This is a genomic window from Yersinia antarctica (genome assembly GCF_056636475.1).
In genome coordinates this window covers 334,682-354,497 of sequence record NZ_JBSJQF010000001.1, presented here as the reverse complement: position 1 = coordinate 354,497, position 19,816 = coordinate 334,682, and the positions used below count along the sequence as shown (strand labels likewise).

Here is a 19,816-nt window from a genome sequence, read left to right as displayed (position 1 = left end):
CCTGATTTACTCTTTTTACAGAACTAAATGAATCTATAACGAGCAGTAATGAAATCAGTGTATTTCTTGATATCAAATTTTGGCTGTGGCGTACTAAAAAAAACAGTCAGGTGACTTTATGGAAAATTCATCATCACTCGTCACTCGATTGACACTATTACTGGGCATGACCTTAATGGCCATATGGCTTATTTCAATTGCGGCCATGGCATTCTTCTCATATGAGGATACACGCCAACGTTTGGTGAATGAATTAACCCACATGGCATCATTACGCGCAGATTTAAGTAATTACCAATTTGAAGGCGCAGAACGGGACGCAACCGCATTGATAAGTCGCCAGACAAGTTACCAAGCCACCTGGCGATTGCCTATTAGACATACAGATGATAATCCGAGCGACAATATTCCTTTTAGTTCAGGAATGTGTAATGCCATCCAATCCAGACATGACCTTCGCATCGCTCAGGCATATGGAACTTCTGGTCAAACTTATTATCTCGACAGTTTCACGATTAAAAACAAAGAAGGTATTACCATATTCAGACCACAGGCGGTATCAAATAACTATTTGAACCAGCGACGTAAAGAATTACTTTTACTGCCAATATTTCCTACCCATGACAATATTTTTTGGGGGATGCCGACTTATAGCCCACAACGAGGCTGGCATGTTTCTGTTGCCGCATGTGACCACGCCGGTTCATTAGCTGGATTCTCATTAAAACTGAATGAGTTGGTGACGGATAATCAGCCAGTTGAACAGAGAGATATTAATTTATGGTTGGATAAGAGTGGCGAGTTGTTACCGATATCTCAGCAAAATATACCTTCGCATCAGTTACATGAGATTCTTCGCCAGCTAAAAGACCGAAATTTACATGATGGTTGGCAACAAACACCTGATTATTTGGTATTAAGAACCCAGTTAAAAGGCCCCGGTTGGCAACAGTTAGTTATTTATCCCCGCGTCGGTTTTGCCTGGGAAGCGGCCAAACCCGCATTACATCAACTCCCCTTTGCACTGGCTATTTTGCTGCTGCTCACGTTAGTGCTCTCTTTATTACTGCGATATTACCTCGCTATTCCCCTATGGAACTTCATCAATATTATTGGTGCCACCGGCCCACAAGCGATGGAGCTGCGTTTACCAGTGAAACGCATGGATGAGTTAGGGCAGATTGCTCGTGCTTATAACAACTTGCTAGACACCTTGAATGAGCAGTACGACACCCTTGAAATGAAAGTAAAGGAACGCACGCTGGCGCTGGCAAAATCAAAACAGCTGGCCGAACAGGCTAATCGCCGTAAGAGTGTCCATCTAACCACTATCAGTCATGAAATTCGTACTCCTTTAAATGGCACGCTAGGTGCGGTTGAGTTATTACAAAATACCCCACTGACCTGCGAGCAATATCGGTTGGCCGAGACCGCTCGCCAGTGCTCACATTCTTTACTGATGATAGTTAACAACCTGTTGGATTTTTCACGTATTGAGTCGGGGCAAATGGCCTTGTCTCAAGAGAAAACCGCCTTATTGCCCTTATTGGATCAGGCCATGTTAACTATTCATAGCCAGGCCTTGAGTAAAGCCATCACCCTCTCTACTTACGTCAGTTCGGATGTGCCGCTGGAACTGGAGTTGGACAAACAACGCTTAAAGCAGATTCTGGTTAACTTATTGGGCAATGCCGTTAAATTCACGCAATGTGGCCATATTAGGCTCAATGTAGTCCGTAAGGGCCAGCAGCTCTGCTTCACTGTTGAAGATACCGGCTGTGGTATTGATTTGCAGCTTCAACAAGAGATATTCCACCCTTTTGTCCAGACCCATGAGCACGGGCAGGGAACGGGGTTGGGACTAACTATTGCAGATAATCTGGCAAGAATGATGGGGGGGAATATTACACTTTTTAGCCTACCAGACCACGGTAGTCGCTTCTCATTAAGTCTGCCATTTTGTGGGATAATAGTGCTCAAACCGTTTAAAGGTGAAATATGTGCACCACAGCCATTACATGCTCAATTATCTTCGTGGGGGATAACCTGCCCGCCAGAAGGTAATCAATCAGTACACCTGCCGCAGACCCCCTTTAACGATAAAGAGCTGTGCTACCTACCCGGTCGCTTATATAGCAACGTTAAAAAGCATCTTAACGGAGAGAAGCAGCCCGCCTCATCTCAGCAAGAGATACCACATGCTCTCCCACTACAACCTTGGCATATGACCATATTGTTAGTCGATGATGCTGAAACCAATCGAGATATCACCGGCATGATGCTGCGCCAATTGGGGCATCAAGTGACTCTGGCAGAGAGTGGCGAAATCGCACTACGCCTCGGCCAAACGCAGCGTTTTGATCTGGTGCTGATGGATATTCGTATGCCAGGTATGGATGGGCTGGCAACAACCCGCTATTGGCGTGATGATGCGACCAACCAGGATAATCGCTGCATGATTACGGCATTAAGTGCCAATACCAATCCTGAGGAAAAGATAAGGGCCAGTCAGGCGGGGATGAATCATTATCTCTCTAAACCAGTAACTTTCAGCCAACTGGCAGAAGTACTGGATCTGACCGCACAATTCCAGCTCGAACGCGGGGTCACTCTCTCTCCCCAGTTATCAACACCGAGGCCACTATTGAATCTGGCTGACAGCTCATTGCGCCTTAAACTATTACAATCATTGCAACTATTAGTGCAGCAAGTGAGAGAGTCTCTCACCCATACCCCCACGTTATCGCACCAGCTTCACACCTTAAAAGGCTGTGCCGGGCAAGCGGGCCTTATTGAGTTACAAGACGCTGTGATTCAGCTGGAAATAGCAGTCGAAAATCATGAACTCATTACACAGCAAGATATCGATCACCTCGACGAGATAATCCATTTTCTGTTTCAACCGCGGGAGCCCCGCGACACCATTTCAATCATCAGGTAAAGGGAATAACTTTATGAATACGAAATTACTGATTGTCGACGATCATGAACTAATCATTAATGGTATTAAAAATATGTTGGCAGCTTATCCACGTTATCAAATTGTTGGCCAAGCTGATAATGGGCTGGATGTATACAATTTATGCCGCCAGACAGAACCAGACATTGCGATTATAGATCTCGGATTGCCTGGCATGGATGGCCTTGATGTCATTATTCAACTGCTTCGCCGCTGGCCGACGATGAGGATTCTGGCATTAACAGCCCGTCATGAGGAACATCACGCCAGCAAAACGTTAAGCAGTGGCGCGCTAGGTTATGTTCTGAAAAAAAGCCCACAGCAAATTCTGCTGGCCGCCATTCAAACGGTGGCGGTGGGTAAACGCTATATTGATCCCGCACTCAATAGTTCTCTGGTTAATAAACTGGCACAAGGTAGCGATGCCAGCCAACCAGTACTAACACCACGAGAACGACAGATCCTAAAACTGATTACCGAGGGTGCTTGTAATCGTATTATCGCGGTTCACCTTTCTATCAGCCAAAAAACCGTAGAAACCCACCGCCTTAATATGATGAAAAAACTGGATGTGCACAAAGTCGCTGAGCTTATCCATTGGTCATACCGCTTAGGACTAAATGAATAATGTCACTGGTGTTTTATTGATGATAGACACAAATAAAAACCCCCTATCTGTCGCTCATCGATAGGGGGCCTACAAATATCAATGCCCAACTCCAAGCAGCGAATAAATCAGCCCGAATGATCTTATATGAGTAAATGATTCGGGCCAATACGAGCGACTAACATCACCGGAACATCAAGGGTAAAGAGTATTAGCTTTGGTTAACCGGCGTCTGTTTTGGTGCAAATAACGCCTTCTCGTATGCCTTGGCTTTTTTATGGTCAAACTGATGTTCCCACTTGGCAATAACCAGCACCGCTAACGCATTCCCCACCACGTTCAGTGCGGTACGTGCCATATCCAGAATACGGTCCACACCAGCGATAAAGGCCAAACCTTCCAGTGGAATACCTACACTGCCTAGCGTTGCTAACAAGACAACAAACGAAACTCCCGGAACACCAGCAATCCCTTTAGAAGTCACCATTAAGGTTAGGACTAGAATGATCTCTTGCCCAATGGACAGCTCGATACCATATAACTGGGCAATAAATATGGCGGCAATACTCTGATAAAGGGTAGAACCATCTAAGTTGAAGGAATAGCCCGTCGGAACCACAAAGCTGGTAATCGATTTTGGCGCGCCATAGGCTTCCATTTTCTCGATGATTCGTGGCAATACAGTTTCTGAACTGGCGGTAGAGTAAGCTAAAATCAGCTCATCTTTCAAAATTCGAATCAATGTCCAGATACGTAATTTACATAATCTGGCAACGGTGCCCAGCACGACCAGTGCAAAAAATAGAATCGCGGCGTAAACCAAAATAACCAGCTTGGCCAATGGAATAAGCGAGGCAAAACCAAAATTGGCAACCGTCACCGAGATCAAACCAAACACCCCGATAGGCGCATAGCGCATAATCATATGAGTGACTTTGAACATGCTTTCAGAAATTGCTTTAAACACATTCAACAGTGGCTCTTTGGTTTCTTTTGGCAATGAAGACAGCCCTAAACCAAACAACACTGAGAAGAAGATAATTGGCAACATATCGCCTTTCGCCATGGAAGCGAAGACGTTGGCAGGAATGAGCGACAAGATAGTGCTCACCAGGCTGTGGCTACCACTTTGTACTTGCTCAGTGGTCTTTTCATACTGGGAGATATCGACCACCGTCAATGCCGACATATCAATGCCGTGCCCCGGTTGAAACACATTCGCCAAGGTGATCCCAACAATAATGGCGATGGTAGTGATAACTTCGAAATAGATAATGGTTTTCAGGCCAATTCGCCCAAGCTTCTTCGCATCACCAACACCAGCAATACCCACGATCAAGGTCGAAATAACTATCGGTACAACAATCATTTTAATTAAGCGGATGAAGATATCACCTGCTGGACTTAAAATATTACTAACTAACCACTCTCTGGATTCAATTTGATTATGCAGAACCGCACCAACCAAAATACCTAATACCAGCGCAATGAGTATTTGCCAGGCCAGACCTATTTTTACACTTTTCATACCCTAAAAATTCCTCAAAGCATCCTATAAAATGCAAGTTACCAAGCATTTCAAATAGAATACTTAATCATTAAATACGGGGCTATAGTTGATAAAACGTATGGTTCAGCCTCCCGCCAGCCGACCACGTTATAAATCAGTATCATTTCTGGACACTCTTCTGCAAGCCTTGTTTACACTAAGCCCACATGATGCTGAGGCATAACTTCAGCCCCAAAAATCTTTAGACCACAGTAAATATTTGTTATTAAAATAATAAAATCCATCAGAGACAAATAACATCGCAACTGTCTGTATAAAAAACAAGCTAAATTAAATTACATGATAAACTCTCATTGTGTTTTATTTTTTCACTTATTTTGTTTTTATTTTGTTAAATTCAGCCATTTTAATTCTCCGCTTATTCTGGAGGTTTCGCAACCAAAGTCGATTTTTTTTCAGCGAAATAAGAGAAATTTATTCAAATAGAGAAAATAGTAAATTGCATATTTATTCCATTGGGCTTTGTATTTATATATTCATATTCTCAGTTGATATATATATGTAATTCTAATTACAGTAAAATATAAAAATATAAACTTTCCGATGATTGTAAATTAATTTTTAATTTTTTGGTTAACAACTACTATTAAATTGCATTAGTCACGCTACGTTAGTACTTTTAGTGACATTCCCCCTTCAATATTCTTATTTCACGCTAGAAATGAGCTGATCTGCACATTTCCTTTCCTTTATTGCATGATCACAAGGCGCGTCTCCTATCATTAAGATATCGATTCACCACGCAGCACATTAAGTAAGTCTCTAAATCAACATCTTTTATGCGTGATCTGCCGCCCAAAAAAGAAACAAAACGGCCCTCCACACTATAATTAACTTTTGATTGACATATTATTAACAATCTCAAGGAGAACTATTATGAGCCAGATACATAAACACCCTATTCCAACTGCAATTGCAGAGCATGCCCTGATAAACCCTGAACAATATCAGCAATATTATCAACAATCTGTGCAGAACCCAGATGAATTTTGGGGCGAACATGGCAAGATTATTGATTGGATTAAACCGTATAAAACGGTTAAAAACACCTCCTTTGACCCCGGTCATATCAGCATCCGCTGGTTCGAAGATGGCACACTGAATCTTGCAGCTAACTGCCTTGACCGTCACCTGGCAGAGCGTGGCGATCAAACCGCAATTATTTGGGAAGGTGATGATCCTAACCAATCAAAAACCGTCACCTATAAACAGCTTCACCACGATGTATGCCAGTTTGCTAATGTGCTGAAAAAACTGGGCATCAAGAAAGGTGATGTGGTTGCAATCTATATGCCGATGGTGCCAGAAGCCGCTGTTGCTATGCTGGCCTGCGCGCGTATTGGCGCCGTGCACTCTGTTATTTTTGGTGGATTCTCACCTGATGCCGTTGCTGGCCGAATTATCGACTCTAACTCAAAACTGGTGATTACTGCCGATGAAGGCATTCGTGCTGGTCGCGCAATTCCACTGAAAAAAAATGTCGATGAAGCCCTAAAAAATCCAGCTATCACCAGTATCAAAAATGTGGTCGTCTTCCAACGTACTGGCAATGCCAGCTATTGGAAAGACGGGAGAGACTTGTGGTGGCATGACCTGATAAAAGAAGCCTCCGCCGACTGCCCGCCAGAAGAGATGAATGCCGAAGACCCACTGTTCATCCTTTATACCTCGGGTTCTACTGGCAAACCAAAAGGGGTTTTACATACCACCGGCGGTTATCTGGTTTATGCCGCGTTGACCTTTAAATACGTTTTTGATTATCACCCCGGCGATATCTACTGGTGTACCGCGGACGTTGGTTGGGTCACTGGCCACAGCTATTTGCTGTATGGCCCACTGGCTTGCGGTGCTATTACTCTGATGTTTGAAGGTGTTCCTAACTATCCAGGCGTCAATCGCTTGGGTCAGGTTATCGATAAACATCAGGTTAATATTCTGTATACCGCTCCTACCGCCATTCGTGCCTTAATGGCCGAAGGTGACAAAGCCATCGAAGGGACAAAACGCGACTCCCTACGCATTATGGGTTCAGTTGGTGAACCTATTAACCCGGAAGCATGGGAATGGTATTACAACAAGATTGGTAACAGTAAATGCCCGATTGTTGATACCTGGTGGCAAACTGAAACGGGCGGTTTCATGATAACGCCACTGCCAGGAGCCACAGAGTTAAAAGCCGGTTCAGCTACTCGCCCCTTCTTTGGGGTACAGCCAGCGTTGGTCGACAACTTAGGTAACCTGCAAGAAGGTGCAGCCGAAGGCAATCTGGTGATAACCGACTCTTGGCCGGGTCAGGCCAGAACCTTATTCGGCGATCATGACCGTTTTGAGCAGACCTACTTCTCAACCTTTAAAGGCATGTATTTCAGTGGTGATGGCGCTCGCCGTGACGAAGATGGCTACTACTGGATAACCGGCCGCGTCGATGACGTACTTAACGTTTCAGGTCACCGCCTAGGGACCGCTGAAATTGAATCCGCATTGGTTTCACACCCGAAAATTGCCGAAGCTGCCGTCGTCGGTGTCCCACACAGTATTAAAGGGCAAGCTATCTATGCCTACATCACGCTGAATCACGGTGAGGAACCAACACCAGAGCTGTATACCGAGGTGCGTAATTGGGTGCGTAAAGAGATTGGCCCAATTGCGACCCCAGATATTTTGCACTGGACTGATTCACTACCAAAAACCCGTTCAGGCAAGATCATGCGCCGTATTCTGCGCAAAATTGCGGCTGGCGATACCAGCAACTTAGGGGATACCTCAACACTGGCCGATCCGGGCGTAGTGGACAAATTACTGGAAGAAAAACAATCAATGCAAACACCGTCGTAAATTGTGCCGCCTACCGGCGGCAAACTTAATTAATGCCTCAAAGGAGAGACTCTGATGAATGACAGCATTTATCAAGAGATTGAAAATAACCCGCGTTTCAAAGAGTTGGTGCAAAAGCGTGGCCGCTTTGCCTGGATACTGTCGCTCATTACCCTAGCGCTGTATGTCGGTTTCATTTTCCTTATTGCTTTCGAACCACAATGGCTCGGTACCCCGCTATATGCAGGCTCCAGCATTACTCGCGGCATACCCGTTGGTGTGGGGTTGATCGTTATTTCTTTTGTTCTTACAGGTATTTACGTTATTCGTGCTAATGGCGAGTTTGACCGTCTGACGGCAGAAATTCTTCGTGAGGTGAAGCAATGAAGACTCGCCATTGGTCCGTACTTTCCTTACTGACTCTGCCTGCGCTGTCACAGGCAGAAGCAATTACCGGCGAAGTTCATCGCCAGCCGCTCAATATCCAAGCGATCATTATGTTCGTACTGTTTGTTGGCGCGACATTATATATTACCTACTGGGCATCAAAGCGCACCCGTTCCCGGGGTGATTATTATACCGCTGGCGGGCGCATAACCGGTTTCCAAAATGGTTTGGCCATTGCTGGGGACTTTATGTCTGCGGCATCATTTCTGGGTATTTCCGCGCTGGTTTATACCTCTGGCTATGATGGCTTGATTTACTCCATCGGCTTTCTAATCGGCTGGCCAATCATTCTGTTTTTAATTGCCGAGCGGCTGCGTAATCTGGGTCGCTATACTTTTGCTGATGTGGCTTCTTATCGCTTGAAACAAAGGCCGATAAGAACATTATCTGCCTGTGGTTCGTTAGTGGTGGTCGCTTTATATCTGATAGCTCAAATGGTCGGTGCCGGTAAGCTGATAGAGTTGTTGTTTGGCTTGAACTACCATGTAGCTGTCGTGTTGGTGGGCATCCTGATGGTACTGTACGTCTTGTTTGGCGGCATGTTAGCCACAACGTGGGTACAGATTATCAAAGCGGTGTTACTGCTGGCGGGTGCTTCGTTTATGGCCATTATGGTTATGAAGTCGGTTAACTTTAACTTCAATACCTTATTCAGTGAGGCCATTAAAGTTCACCCTAAAGGCTTGGCGATCATGAGCCCTGGAGGGCTAGTCTCTGACCCAATATCAGCATTGTCGCTCGGCTTGGCATTAATGTTTGGTACCGCAGGCTTACCACACATTCTAATGCGTTTCTTTACGGTAAGTGATGCCAAAGAAGCCCGCAAGAGCGTGTTCTATGCCACTGGCTTTATCGGTTACTTCTACATATTGACCTTTATTATTGGTTTTGGCGCAATCCTGTTGGTCGGCCCGAATCCAGCCTTTAAGGATGCGGCGGGGGCACTGCTTGGCGGTAATAATATGGCAGCAGTGCATCTGGCTGATGCCGTGGGGGGTAGCTTCTTCTTAGGCTTTATCTCGGCAGTTGCTTTCGCAACTATTTTGGCGGTGGTTGCCGGTCTGACATTAGCGGGGGCATCTGCTGTTTCTCATGACCTTTACGCCAGTGTCATCAAGAAGGGTAAAGCAAATGAACGCGATGAACTGAGAGTTTCTAAAATCACAGTCGTTATTTTAGGGTTTGTGGCAATCGGCTTGGGGATTTTGTTTGAGAAGCAAAACATTGCTTTCATGGTAGGTTTGGCATTCTCCATTGCCGCCAGTTGTAACTTCCCAATCATCTTCATTTCAATGTATTGGGATAAACTGACCACGCGTGGTGCAATGATTGGTGGCTGGTTGGGGTTACTGACTGCGGTGCTCCTGATGATTTTAGGCCCAACTATCTGGGTAACCATTCTAGGGCACGCAAAACCAATTTATCCATATGAATACCCAGCATTATTCTCAATGATAGTGGCATTTGTCGGGATATGGTTCTTCTCCGTCACCGATAATTCAGAAGAAGGTAAGCAAGAACGTCTGCGCTTCAAAGCACAGTTTGTCCGTTCACAAACGGGGTTGGGTGCCTCTCAAAGTAGCTCTCACTGATCGTATTCGGCGGATAAAAGGCCCCTCGGGGCCTTTTTTATGGCTTCAACCAGCGGTCTAACCAAGGGAAAACCACATCTTGTTGCTCTTGGTAAAATACGTGCCCCAACGCAGGCCAGCTACGAGTGACCAAGCGTGATTCCGCATTTTGTGACCGCCAGATTGCATGCACTTTACTGTAAGCCTGCTCGACCGCATCCGATGGGAACAATTTATCTTTCCCGCCGTTAAAAAGAAGCATCGGTTTTGGTGCTGCTAAGCTGGCAATATCAGGGAAATCCAACTTATTGGCAATACCAGGGTGGAGCATGTAAAAAGCGGATTGCCCACGAAGTACATTATTACCTGGGGTCATCAAACCTTGATAGTTACCAAACCAAGAGATAGCCGCAGTGGCCGCGACCTTATCCGATAATGCAGCTAATTGCCAGGCACGATACGCTCCCATAGAAAATCCAAGAGCACCAATACGTTGGCGGTCAACTGATGGAAGTGTCGCCAGAAAATCAACCGTTCGTATATCTTCATAAGCCATCGTGCCTGCTAATGAACGACCAAGATTAAAGAAGTTACTGGCTAAAGCCTGCTGTTGCTCATAGCTGATAGGGCCTCTATCACCCCAGCCAATAGCATCAATAGAAAGCACAACATAACCGCGTTTTGCCAACTCATCGCCGATGAATTTACCGCTAAAGAATTTATCCGACCAAGCCTGCGCTGAGGCAAGCTGCGCGCTATCGCCCCAAGGCCGGATCATTTTCTCTTTGCCAATATCAAATTTAGACCCATGGTCATGCAAAAGAACAATCGCCGGATGAGGGCCTTTGCTTTTCGGTGTTAATAGCAAGCCCTGGACACGGCTTTCATCTGTGATGTTTAATGCTATTTTTTCAGCAATATAGCGGCCACGGTCCTGCTGATCTATTTTCTCTGCTGAAAATGCAATTGTTGAGTCAGGGGTGAGTAATGCTTGTCGGAAGATCTTTCTGGTGTCACTCTTCCACTGTGCAAAGTCAGTGTATCTCCCTGCCAGCCATGAACTTTGATAAGTCATCTGTTTTTTTAGCTGAGGATAAAATACTGGCAGATTATTTTCAGTAATAGCTTCTTTTTGATACGTCACAGGACTGGCCTGTGCTGTTGCGGCAGTAAGCATCGCTGACAGGGCGAGCGAGCAGACAAATAGACCGGCATTCATTCAAACCTCACAATCAAAACATCGTTTCAATTTTTGATTGAATGATTTTAAGGTAAAAAAGGTTATTTTCTGTGGCGGGGGTTATAAAAATGACAGAAAGCAAAAAGAAAAGGTTATTCAATGTTCAAACTGCATATCATGCTCGAATCGAACCTGCACAACAGACAAACAAAAAAGGCCACCCGTTAGGGTAGCCTCTTTTGCTTATTTGATGCCTGGCAGTGTCCTACTCTCGCATGGGGAGACCCCACACTACCATCGGCGCTACGACGTTTCACTTCTGAGTTCGGCATGGGATCAGGTGGGACCACCGCGCTATGGCCGCCAGGCAAATTCTGTCTAAACTAACCCGCTATGTAATCCTACACACAGCCAGCCAGCCCAATCTCGGAACTTCGCTGAAAATTTCTATCTCTCAATCTAAAACACCTTTGGTGTTGTAAGGTTAAGCCTCACGGATCATTAGTACTGGTTAGCTCAATGCATCGCCGCACTTACACACCCAGCCTATCAACGTCATAGTCTTTAACGTTCCTTCAGGGGGCTTAAAGCCCCAGGGAAGACTCATCTCGAGGCAAGTTTCCCGCTTAGATGCTTTCAGCGGTTATCTCTTCCGAATTTAGCTACCGGGCAATGCCATTGGCATGACAACCCGAACACCAGTGATTCGTCCACTCCGGTCCTCTCGTACTAGGAGCAGCCCCTCTCAATCTTCCAACGCCCACGGCAGATAGGGACCGAACTGTCTCACGACGTTCTAAACCCAGCTCGCGTACCACTTTAAATGGCGAACAGCCATACCCTTGGGACCTACTTCAGCCCCAGGATGTGATGAGCCGACATCGAGGTGCCAAACACCGCCGTCGATATGAACTCTTGGGCGGTATCAGCCTGTTATCCCCGGAGTACCTTTTATCCGTTGAGCGATGGCCCTTCCATTCAGAACCACCGGATCACTAAGACCTACTTTCGTACCTGCTCGAGCCGTCACTCTCGCAGTCAAGCTAGCTTATGCCTTTGCACTAACCTCACGATGTCCGACCGTGATTAGCTAACCTTCGTGCTCCTCCGTTACTCTTTGGGAGGAGACCGCCCCAGTCAAACTACCCACCAGACACTGTCCTCACCCCGGATCACGGGGCCGAGTTAGAACATCAAACATTAAAGGGTGGTATTTCAAGGTTGGCTCCATGCAGACTGGCGTCCACACTTCGATGCCTCCCACCTATCCTACACATCAAGGCTCAATGTTCAGTGTCAAGCTATAGTAAAGGTTCACGGGGTCTTTCCGTCTTGCCGCGGGTACACTGCATCTTCACAGCGAGTTCAATTTCACTGAGTCTCGGGTGGAGACAGCCTGGCCATCATTACGCCATTCGTGCAGGTCGGAACTTACCCGACAAGGAATTTCGCTACCTTAGGACCGTTATAGTTACGGCCGCCGTTTACTGGGGCTTCGATCAAGAGCTTCGCCTTGCGGCTGACCCCATCAATTAACCTTCCAGCACCGGGCAGGCGTCACACCGTATACGTCCACTTTCGTGTTTGCACAGTGCTGTGTTTTTATTAAACAGTTGCAGCCAGCTGGTATCTGCGACTGGCTTCGGCGCCGGGAGCAAGTCCCATTACCTAATGCCAGCGTGCCTTCTCCCGAAGTTACGGCACCATTTTGCCTAGTTCCTTCACCCGAGTTCTCTCAAGCGCCTGAGTATTCTCTACCTGACCACCTGTGTCGGTTTGGGGTACGATTTAATGTTACCTGATGCTTAGAGGCTTTTCCTGGAAGCTTGGCATCAACTACTTCACCACCGTAGTGGCTCGTCATCACACCTCAGCGTTGATAAGCAACCGGATTTACCAAGTCACTCCGCCTACATGCTTAAACCGGGACAACCGTCGCCCGGCTAGCCTAGCCTTCTCCGTCCCCCCTTCGCAGTAACACCAAGTACAGGAATATTAACCTGTTTCCCATCGACTACGCTTTTCAGCCTCGCCTTAGGGGTCGACTCACCCTGCCCCGATTAACGTTGGACAGGAACCCTTGGTCTTCCGGCGTGCGGGTTTTTCACCCGCATTATCGTTACTTATGTCAGCATTCGCACTTCTGATACCTCCAGCAACCCTCACAGGTCACCTTCAACGGCTTACAGAACGCTCCCCTACCCAACAACGCCTAAGCGTCGCTGCCGCAGCTTCGGTGCATGGTTTAGCCCCGTTACATCTTCCGCGCAGGCCGACTCGACCAGTGAGCTATTACGCTTTCTTTAAATGATGGCTGCTTCTAAGCCAACATCCTGGCTGTCTATGCCTTCCCACATCGTTTCCCACTTAACCATGACTTTGGGACCTTAGCTGGCGGTCTGGGTTGTTTCCCTCTTCACGACGGACGTTAGCACCCGCCGTGTGTCTCCCGTGATAACATTCTTCGGTATTCGGAGTTTGCATCGGTTTGGTAAGTCGGGATGACCCCCTAGCCGAAACAGTGCTCTACCCCCGAAGATGAGTTCACGAGGCGCTACCTAAATAGCTTTCGGGGAGAACCAGCTATCTCCCGGTTTGATTGGCCTTTCACCCCCAGCCACAAGTCATCCGCTAATTTTTCAACATTAGTCGGTTCGGTCCTCCAGTTAGTGTTACCCAACCTTCAACCTGCCCATGGCTAGATCACCGGGTTTCGGGTCTATACCTTGCAACTAGACGCCCAGTTAAGACTCGGTTTCCCTACGGCTCCCCTATTCGGTTAACCTTGCTACAAAATATAAGTCGCTGACCCATTATACAAAAGGTACGCAGTCACCCAACAAAGTAGGCTCCCACTGCTTGTACGTACACGGTTTCAGGTTCTATTTCACTCCCCTCGCCGGGGTTCTTTTCGCCTTTCCCTCACGGTACTGGTTCACTATCGGTCAGTCAGGAGTATTTAGCCTTGGAGGATGGTCCCCCCATATTCAGACAGGATGTCACGTGTCCCGCCCTACTCATCGAGTTCACAGCAAGTGTGTTTTGGTGTACGGGACTATCACCCTGTACCGTGCGACTTTCCAGACGCTTCCACTAACACACAAACTGATTCAGACTCTGGGCTCTTCCCCGTTCGCTCGCCGCTACTGGGGGAATCTCGGTTGATTTCTTTTCCTCGGGGTACTTAGATGTTTCAGTTCCCCCGGTTCGCCTTGCATGGCTATGTATTCACCATGCAATAGTGCAACGAATTGCACTGGGTTTCCCCATTCGGGTATCGTCGGTTGTAACGCTTCATATCAGCTTACCGACGCTTTTCGCAGATTAGCACGCCCTTCATCGCCTCTGACTGCCTAGGCATCCACCGTGTACGCTTAGTCGCTTAACCTCACAACCCAAAGGTGTTTTTCGTTATTGGTGTGGCTGTGAACACACTCTGCTATGTTGTGCAGTGCGCGCAATCCTCATGAACGTTAAGTTCACTCCGGTTGCTGTGCGCTGTACGCCTTGCTGAGTGTCTTCTCGCTCACACTGCAACAATGATTACCCATTGGCATTGCGATTATTTGAGAGACTCTAATACAGGTTAATCCTTATCTCAGTCATTCTACGGAGAGATAAGTTTCAGCTGTATTGTTTCAATTTTCAGCTTGTTCCAGATTGTTAAAGAGCAATATCTTAAACACGACTCGTTAAAGTCATCTTTAAGATATTCAGTTGATAATGTCTTTCACACATTATCGGAGTGGCGTCCCCAAGGGGATTCGAACCCCTGTTACAGCCGTGAAAGGGCAGTGTCCTAGGCCTCTAGACGATGGGGACACAAAAATTTCTACTGAATCACTGATTCAGTATTTTTGTGTAAAGGTGAGAATGTGGTGACACATTCGAACGACTGATGCAGTAAAAACTCGATACCGAGGTCTTATTACACAATCATCGCCCTCATCAACAGGTGCTCTTGCTCATTTACATTCATCAGACAATCTGTGTGGACACTACGCAATGCGTATCGTTAGGTAAGGAGGTGATCCAACCGCAGGTTCCCCTACGGTTACCTTGTTACGACTTCACCCCAGTCATGAATCACAAAGTGGTAAGCGCCCTCCCGAAGGTTAAGCTACCTACTTCTTTTGCAACCCACTCCCATGGTGTGACGGGCGGTGTGTACAAGGCCCGGGAACGTATTCACCGTAGCATTCTGATCTACGATTACTAGCGATTCCGACTTCATGGAGTCGAGTTGCAGACTCCAATCCGGACTACGACAGACTTTATGTGGTCCGCTTGCTCTCGCGAGTTCGCTTCACTTTGTATCTGCCATTGTAGCACGTGTGTAGCCCTACTCGTAAGGGCCATGATGACTTGACGTCATCCCCACCTTCCTCCGGTTTATCACCGGCAGTCTCCCTTGAGTTCCCACCATTACGTGCTGGCAACAAAGGATAAGGGTTGCGCTCGTTGCGGGACTTAACCCAACATTTCACAACACGAGCTGACGACAGCCATGCAGCACCTGTCTCACAGTTCCCGAAGGCACCGAAGCATCTCTGCTAAGTTCTGTGGATGTCAAGAGTAGGTAAGGTTCTTCGCGTTGCATCGAATTAAACCACATGCTCCACCGCTTGTGCGGGCCCCCGTCAATTCATTTGAGTTTTAACCTTGCGGCCGTACTCCCCAGGCGGTCGACTTAACGCGTTAGCTCCGAAAGCCACGCCTCAAGGGCACAACCTCCAAGTCGACATCGTTTACAGCGTGGACTACCAGGGTATCTAATCCTGTTTGCTCCCCACGCTTTCGCACCTGAGCGTCAGTCTTTGTCCAGGGGGCCGCCTTCGCCACCGGTATTCCTCCAGATCTCTACGCATTTCACCGCTACACCTGGAATTCTACCCCCCTCTACAAGACTCTAGCTTGCCAGTTTCAAATGCAGTTCCCACGTTAAGCGCGGGGATTTCACATCTGACTTAACAAACCGCCTGCGTGCGCTTTACGCCCAGTAATTCCGATTAACGCTTGCACCCTCCGTATTACCGCGGCTGCTGGCACGGAGTTAGCCGGTGCTTCTTCTGCGAGTAACGTCAATCAATCGTGCTATTAACACGACTGCCTTCCTCCTCGCTGAAAGTGCTTTACAACCCGAAGGCCTTCTTCACACACGCGGCATGGCTGCATCAGGCTTGCGCCCATTGTGCAATATTCCCCACTGCTGCCTCCCGTAGGAGTCTGGACCGTGTCTCAGTTCCAGTGTGGCTGGTCATCCTCTCAGACCAGCTAGGGATCGTCGCCTAGGTGAGCCATTACCCCACCTACTAGCTAATCCCATCTGGGCACATCCGATGGCGTGAGGCCCTAAGGTCCCCCACTTTGCTCTTGCGAGGTCATGCGGTATTAGCTACCGTTTCCAGTAGTTATCCCCCTCCATCAGGCAGTTTCCCAGACATTACTCACCCGTCCGCCGCTCGCCGGCAAAGTAGTAAACTACTTCCCGCTGCCGCTCGACTTGCATGTGTTAGGCCTGCCGCCAGCGTTCAATCTGAGCCATGATCAAACTCTTCAATTTAAGATTTGTTTGATTTGCTGCTAATAAAAGCAGCGATGCTCAAAGATTACTTTCTGCAAATATGCATTCGAACCGAAGTTCAAATGTGTACTGCTTTGGTCACTCTTCAAGACTTTGATATTTCTTCTGCCTGCCGAAACAGGCTTCGATATCGTCTTGCGAGTGCCCACACAGATTGTCTGATAAATTGTTAAAGAGCAGTGCGTTAGCAACCGGTGGTTGGTAACGCGAGGTGCGCATATTACGCTTTCCTCATTCAGAGTCAACTACTAATTTCGTTGAATTTCTCTGTTCTCTTTGCCGGTCACTTAACTACTTGATTCGTTGTGTGCCGTCTCGATGGATGCGCATTATAGGGAGTCGAATTTTTTGCACAACTCTTTTTTCGCCTTTTTCTACTGTTTGAATACTTTTCACTCCTTACGTGCAGATCTTGGTCGATCCGCTGCATTTTCCCTATGATCCCTACGGTCGATTGGTTGTAATTCCATCAGCAAAGGCTAGTATTGCCGGTAAAGTGTGATCTTATTGAGAGGCTATTGCTATGTCCGACCCTATCCGCCCTTATCTTCATTATTCACCTACTCTTGGTAAACGCGTGATGATCGATGGATCGAGCGTGATCATTGGTAATGTCATTTTGGGTGATGATGTCAGTGTCTGGCCGTTGGTTGCTATTCGTGGTGATGTTAATCAGGTCGTCATTGGCGCTCGTTCAAATATTCAAGATGGTAGTGTGTTACACGTAACCCATCATTCAGAGCATAATCCTGAAGGGAACCCCCTAGTTATTGGTGAAGACGTTACTGTTGGCCATAAAGCGATGCTCCACGGTTGTACTATTGGCAATCGGGTACTGGTGGGGATGGGGTCTATTTTGTTAGATGGTGCAGTTATCGAAGATGATGTGATGATTGGCGCGGGGAGTCTGGTTTCCCCAGGTAAACGATTAGTCAGTGGTTACCTCTATATGGGGAGCCCAGCCAGACAAGTTCGCCCTTTAACGCTGGCAGAATTAGAAGGCCTACTTTATTCTGCGAGCAACTACGTACGCTGGAAAGATGACTATCTGGCAGAAACTAAATAAGCAGTAACATAAGATACAGGGAGTAAATCATTACCTTCCCTGCATTATTGAATATCTTTCTATCGACTCAGTTCATCACGCAACTTATTTAGCACCGGTGTTATCTGTGGCATCACACCATGCCAAAGTTTGAAAGCATGGGCTGCCTGCCCCACCAGCATCCCTAAGCCATCAGCGTAACTCGCCACACCCAACTGCTTAGCCCAAGCTAAAAATGGTGTATCCCCCACTTGATAAAACATGTCATAGCAACGTGTTGCAGGACTCATAATATCTTTAGATAAGTTTGGTACTTCGCCATGAATTCCAGCAGCGGTAGCATTTATGATTAAGTCAAACTGCTGTCCACTCAGCGCCTGCATTTCGGCAGCCTCGATATCACCCAAATGATGAAAGACTTCGGCAAGCTGCTGTGCGCGGCTATAAGTCCGGTTAGTGATGACCACAGTGCATCCATAAGAGAGTAACGGCAAGATCACACCGCGCGCAGCCCCCCCCGCGCCCACCAATAAGATCCGATCAGAGACTCGGATCAAACCCTGGCGCTCAAGATCACTGAGCAAACCAATACCGTCCGTATTATCACCTAACAAGCGCCCGTCTTCTAATTGCTTGATAGTATTGACAGCACCTGCCAGTGACGCACGATCGGTTAGTTCATCACATTTGGCATAAGCGCGCTCTTTAAACGGCGTGGTAATGTTCGCGCCTAATGCACCATCTGCAAAAAACGACGTTAACGTTTCCTCAAAAGCGCCATGAGCGGCCAATACCATACCGTATTGATGCTCTATACCTGTCTGCTCGGCAAAAAGCGCATGAATCCTTGGCGACTTACTGTGCCCAATGGGGTTACCAAACACTGCGAAATTCTGATCCATGCTACTTTCTATCCTTGGCGAAATTGCTTACCGGTTAACGCATCTCTTATTTCAGATGGATTCAAACGACCACCCACCTCGCCAGAGAGCACTGGGAGAAAAGGGCCAAATTGCATTCTCACTTCAGTTTCTGTACGGCATGGCTCGTGACCGCTTAAGTTGGCACTGGTTGAAACCAGTGGCTTGCCATATTGCGAGCAAAGCTGCTGTACCAGTGGGTGGTCACTCACCCTTACAGCCAATGAGCTAAAACTGCCTGTTAACCAACGCGGTGTCTTAGCGCGCGCTGGAATAACCCATGTTACCGGCCCAGGCCAACAGGAGAAGAGCATTTCCTGTTGCGCTGTATTCAGCATTGAGTCATCAATATATGGCTTCAACTGCTCATAGTTAGCGGCGATTAAGATCAAACCTTTTTGCCATGGCCGCTGTTTTAAAGCTAATAAAGCATTTACTGCTTTTTCACTATCAGGGTCACAACCTAAACCAAAAACGGCTTCTGTTGGATAAGCGATGACCTCTTCTTGTTGCAAAGCCCGCAATACATCTGACAGAGCACCACTATTTTCTTGTTTATTCACGCTGTTATTACTCACTTACCACTGCCTTCCCACATAACTTGCTAGCGCAAAAACGTTTTACGCCTTGCGCGGTTCTCTTTTCCATTAACAAGGAATAGTGGCAATACGCACACTCTCCGGCAATGGGTTGCTGATTAATTGTAAACTGGCAATCGGGATAGCGATTGCAGGCGTGGAAAATCTTTCCAAACCGGGACTTGCGCTGTAGTAACTTGCCTTGGCCACATTGTGGGCAATCAATCGCTGTTTCATCAGGCTTATCAATAACTTCAGTATGATCACATTGTGGATATTGGCTACAACCAATAAACATACCAAAACGCCCTTGCCGTAACACCATTTCTGAACCGCATTCAGGGCAATATTGTCCTTCAAGAACTTTCACGATATGCCCATCAGATTGCGCTTTCAACGGGCGCATGTACTGGCAGCCGGGATAATGTGAACAACCAAGGAATGGGCCATGACCCCCACTACGAATGACTAAAGCCGATCCACATTCAGGACACGACCCATTATCCTTGGCAATAACTGTTTTCGTCATAACGCCTTCTAT

Annotated in this window: 12 protein-coding genes, 1 tRNA gene and 3 rRNA genes; 6 read left to right on the top strand and 10 right to left on the bottom strand. The window is 47.1% G+C overall.

Annotated features, from left to right (window positions below; translation table 11 throughout):
• Positions 1-118 precede the first annotated feature (118 nt).
• Positions 119-2,941 carry a two component system sensor kinase gene (locus tag ACWJJO_RS01555; RefSeq protein WP_481090549.1) on the top strand — a complete coding sequence of 941 codons (2,823 nt, stop codon included), beginning with the start codon at positions 119-121 and terminating at the stop codon, positions 2,939-2,941.
• Positions 2,942-2,954: 13 nt separating this feature from the next.
• A complete protein-coding gene (locus ACWJJO_RS01550) occupies positions 2,955-3,587 on the top strand; it encodes a two component system response regulator (protein ID WP_083161133.1) in 633 nt (210 codons plus the stop codon).
• A 190-nt stretch (positions 3,588-3,777) separates the two neighbouring features.
• Here the strand turns inward: ACWJJO_RS01550 and gltP are convergent, their stop codons facing one another.
• Positions 3,778-5,094: a glutamate/aspartate:proton symporter GltP gene (gene gltP / locus ACWJJO_RS01545; RefSeq protein WP_083161135.1), complete on the bottom strand. Its 1,317-nt coding sequence runs from the start codon at positions 5,092-5,094 to the stop codon at positions 3,778-3,780.
• 918 nt (positions 5,095-6,012) lie between these two features.
• On the opposite strand from gltP, the gene acs reads away from it, so the two are divergent.
• The 3 genes from acs to actP are packed head-to-tail and all read left to right on the top strand — an operon-like array spanning position 6,013 to position 9,989.
• Positions 6,013-7,971 carry an acetate--CoA ligase gene (acs, locus tag ACWJJO_RS01540; protein ID WP_083161137.1) on the top strand — a complete coding sequence of 653 codons (1,959 nt, stop codon included), beginning with the start codon at positions 6,013-6,015 and terminating at the stop codon, positions 7,969-7,971.
• Positions 7,972-8,025: 54 nt separating this feature from the next.
• Positions 8,026-8,337 (top strand): DUF485 domain-containing protein, encoded by a 312-nt coding sequence (locus tag ACWJJO_RS01535; RefSeq protein ID WP_083161139.1) that lies wholly within the window; start codon positions 8,026-8,028, stop codon positions 8,335-8,337.
• Positions 8,334-9,989, top strand: coding sequence for a cation/acetate symporter ActP (actP, locus tag ACWJJO_RS01530; RefSeq protein ID WP_083161141.1), 1,656 nt, complete (start codon positions 8,334-8,336; stop codon positions 9,987-9,989). The genes ACWJJO_RS01535 and actP overlap by 4 nt, the downstream gene beginning before the upstream one ends.
• A 37-nt stretch (positions 9,990-10,026) precedes the next feature.
• On the opposite strand, the gene ACWJJO_RS01525 is transcribed toward actP, so the two are convergent.
• The 6 genes from ACWJJO_RS01525 to ACWJJO_RS01500 form a co-directional block, all read right to left on the bottom strand.
• Positions 10,027-11,043: a dienelactone hydrolase family protein gene (locus tag ACWJJO_RS01525; RefSeq protein ID WP_481091552.1), complete on the bottom strand. Its 1,017-nt coding sequence runs from the start codon at positions 11,041-11,043 to the stop codon at positions 10,027-10,029.
• A gap of 357 nt (positions 11,044-11,400) precedes the next feature.
• A 5S ribosomal RNA gene (gene rrf, locus ACWJJO_RS01520) occupies positions 11,401-11,516 on the bottom strand.
• Positions 11,517-11,628: 112 nt separating this feature from the next.
• Positions 11,629-14,536 (bottom strand): 23S ribosomal RNA (locus tag ACWJJO_RS01515).
• 358 nt (positions 14,537-14,894) lie between these two features.
• Positions 14,895-14,970, bottom strand: a tRNA-Glu gene (locus tag ACWJJO_RS01510).
• A gap of 198 nt (positions 14,971-15,168) precedes the next feature.
• Positions 15,169-16,711 (bottom strand): 16S ribosomal RNA (locus ACWJJO_RS01505).
• Together the 16S, 23S and 5S rRNA genes with 1 tRNA gene alongside form the textbook arrangement of a ribosomal RNA operon.
• Before the next feature lie 99 nt (positions 16,712-16,810).
• On the bottom strand, positions 16,811-16,951 hold the full coding sequence (locus tag ACWJJO_RS01500) for a hypothetical protein (RefSeq protein WP_162484277.1): 141 nt from the start codon (positions 16,949-16,951) through the stop codon (positions 16,811-16,813).
• Between the two features lie 304 nt (positions 16,952-17,255).
• On the opposite strand from ACWJJO_RS01500, the gene ACWJJO_RS01495 reads away from it, so the two are divergent.
• A complete protein-coding gene (locus tag ACWJJO_RS01495; RefSeq protein ID WP_481090548.1) occupies positions 17,256-17,798 on the top strand; it encodes a gamma carbonic anhydrase family protein in 543 nt (180 codons plus the stop codon).
• Between the two features lie 59 nt (positions 17,799-17,857).
• Here ACWJJO_RS01495 and aroE read toward each other — a convergent pair whose 3' ends face one another.
• Genes aroE through ACWJJO_RS01480 form a run of 3 tightly spaced genes read right to left on the bottom strand, consistent with a single transcriptional unit; the run spans position 17,858 to position 19,804 of the window.
• Complete coding sequence (aroE, locus tag ACWJJO_RS01490) at positions 17,858-18,679, bottom strand: shikimate dehydrogenase (protein ID WP_372560356.1); 822 nt, start codon at positions 18,677-18,679, stop codon at positions 17,858-17,860.
• An 8-nt stretch (positions 18,680-18,687) separates the two neighbouring features.
• Positions 18,688-19,260, bottom strand: coding sequence for an L-threonylcarbamoyladenylate synthase type 1 TsaC (tsaC, locus tag ACWJJO_RS01485; protein ID WP_083163935.1), 573 nt, complete (start codon positions 19,258-19,260; stop codon positions 18,688-18,690).
• Between the two features lie 7 nt (positions 19,261-19,267).
• Entirely contained in the window at positions 19,268-19,804 is a 537-nt protein-coding gene (locus ACWJJO_RS01480; protein WP_083161149.1) for a DNA topoisomerase family protein, read from the bottom strand.
• Positions 19,805-19,816 lie beyond the last annotated feature (12 nt).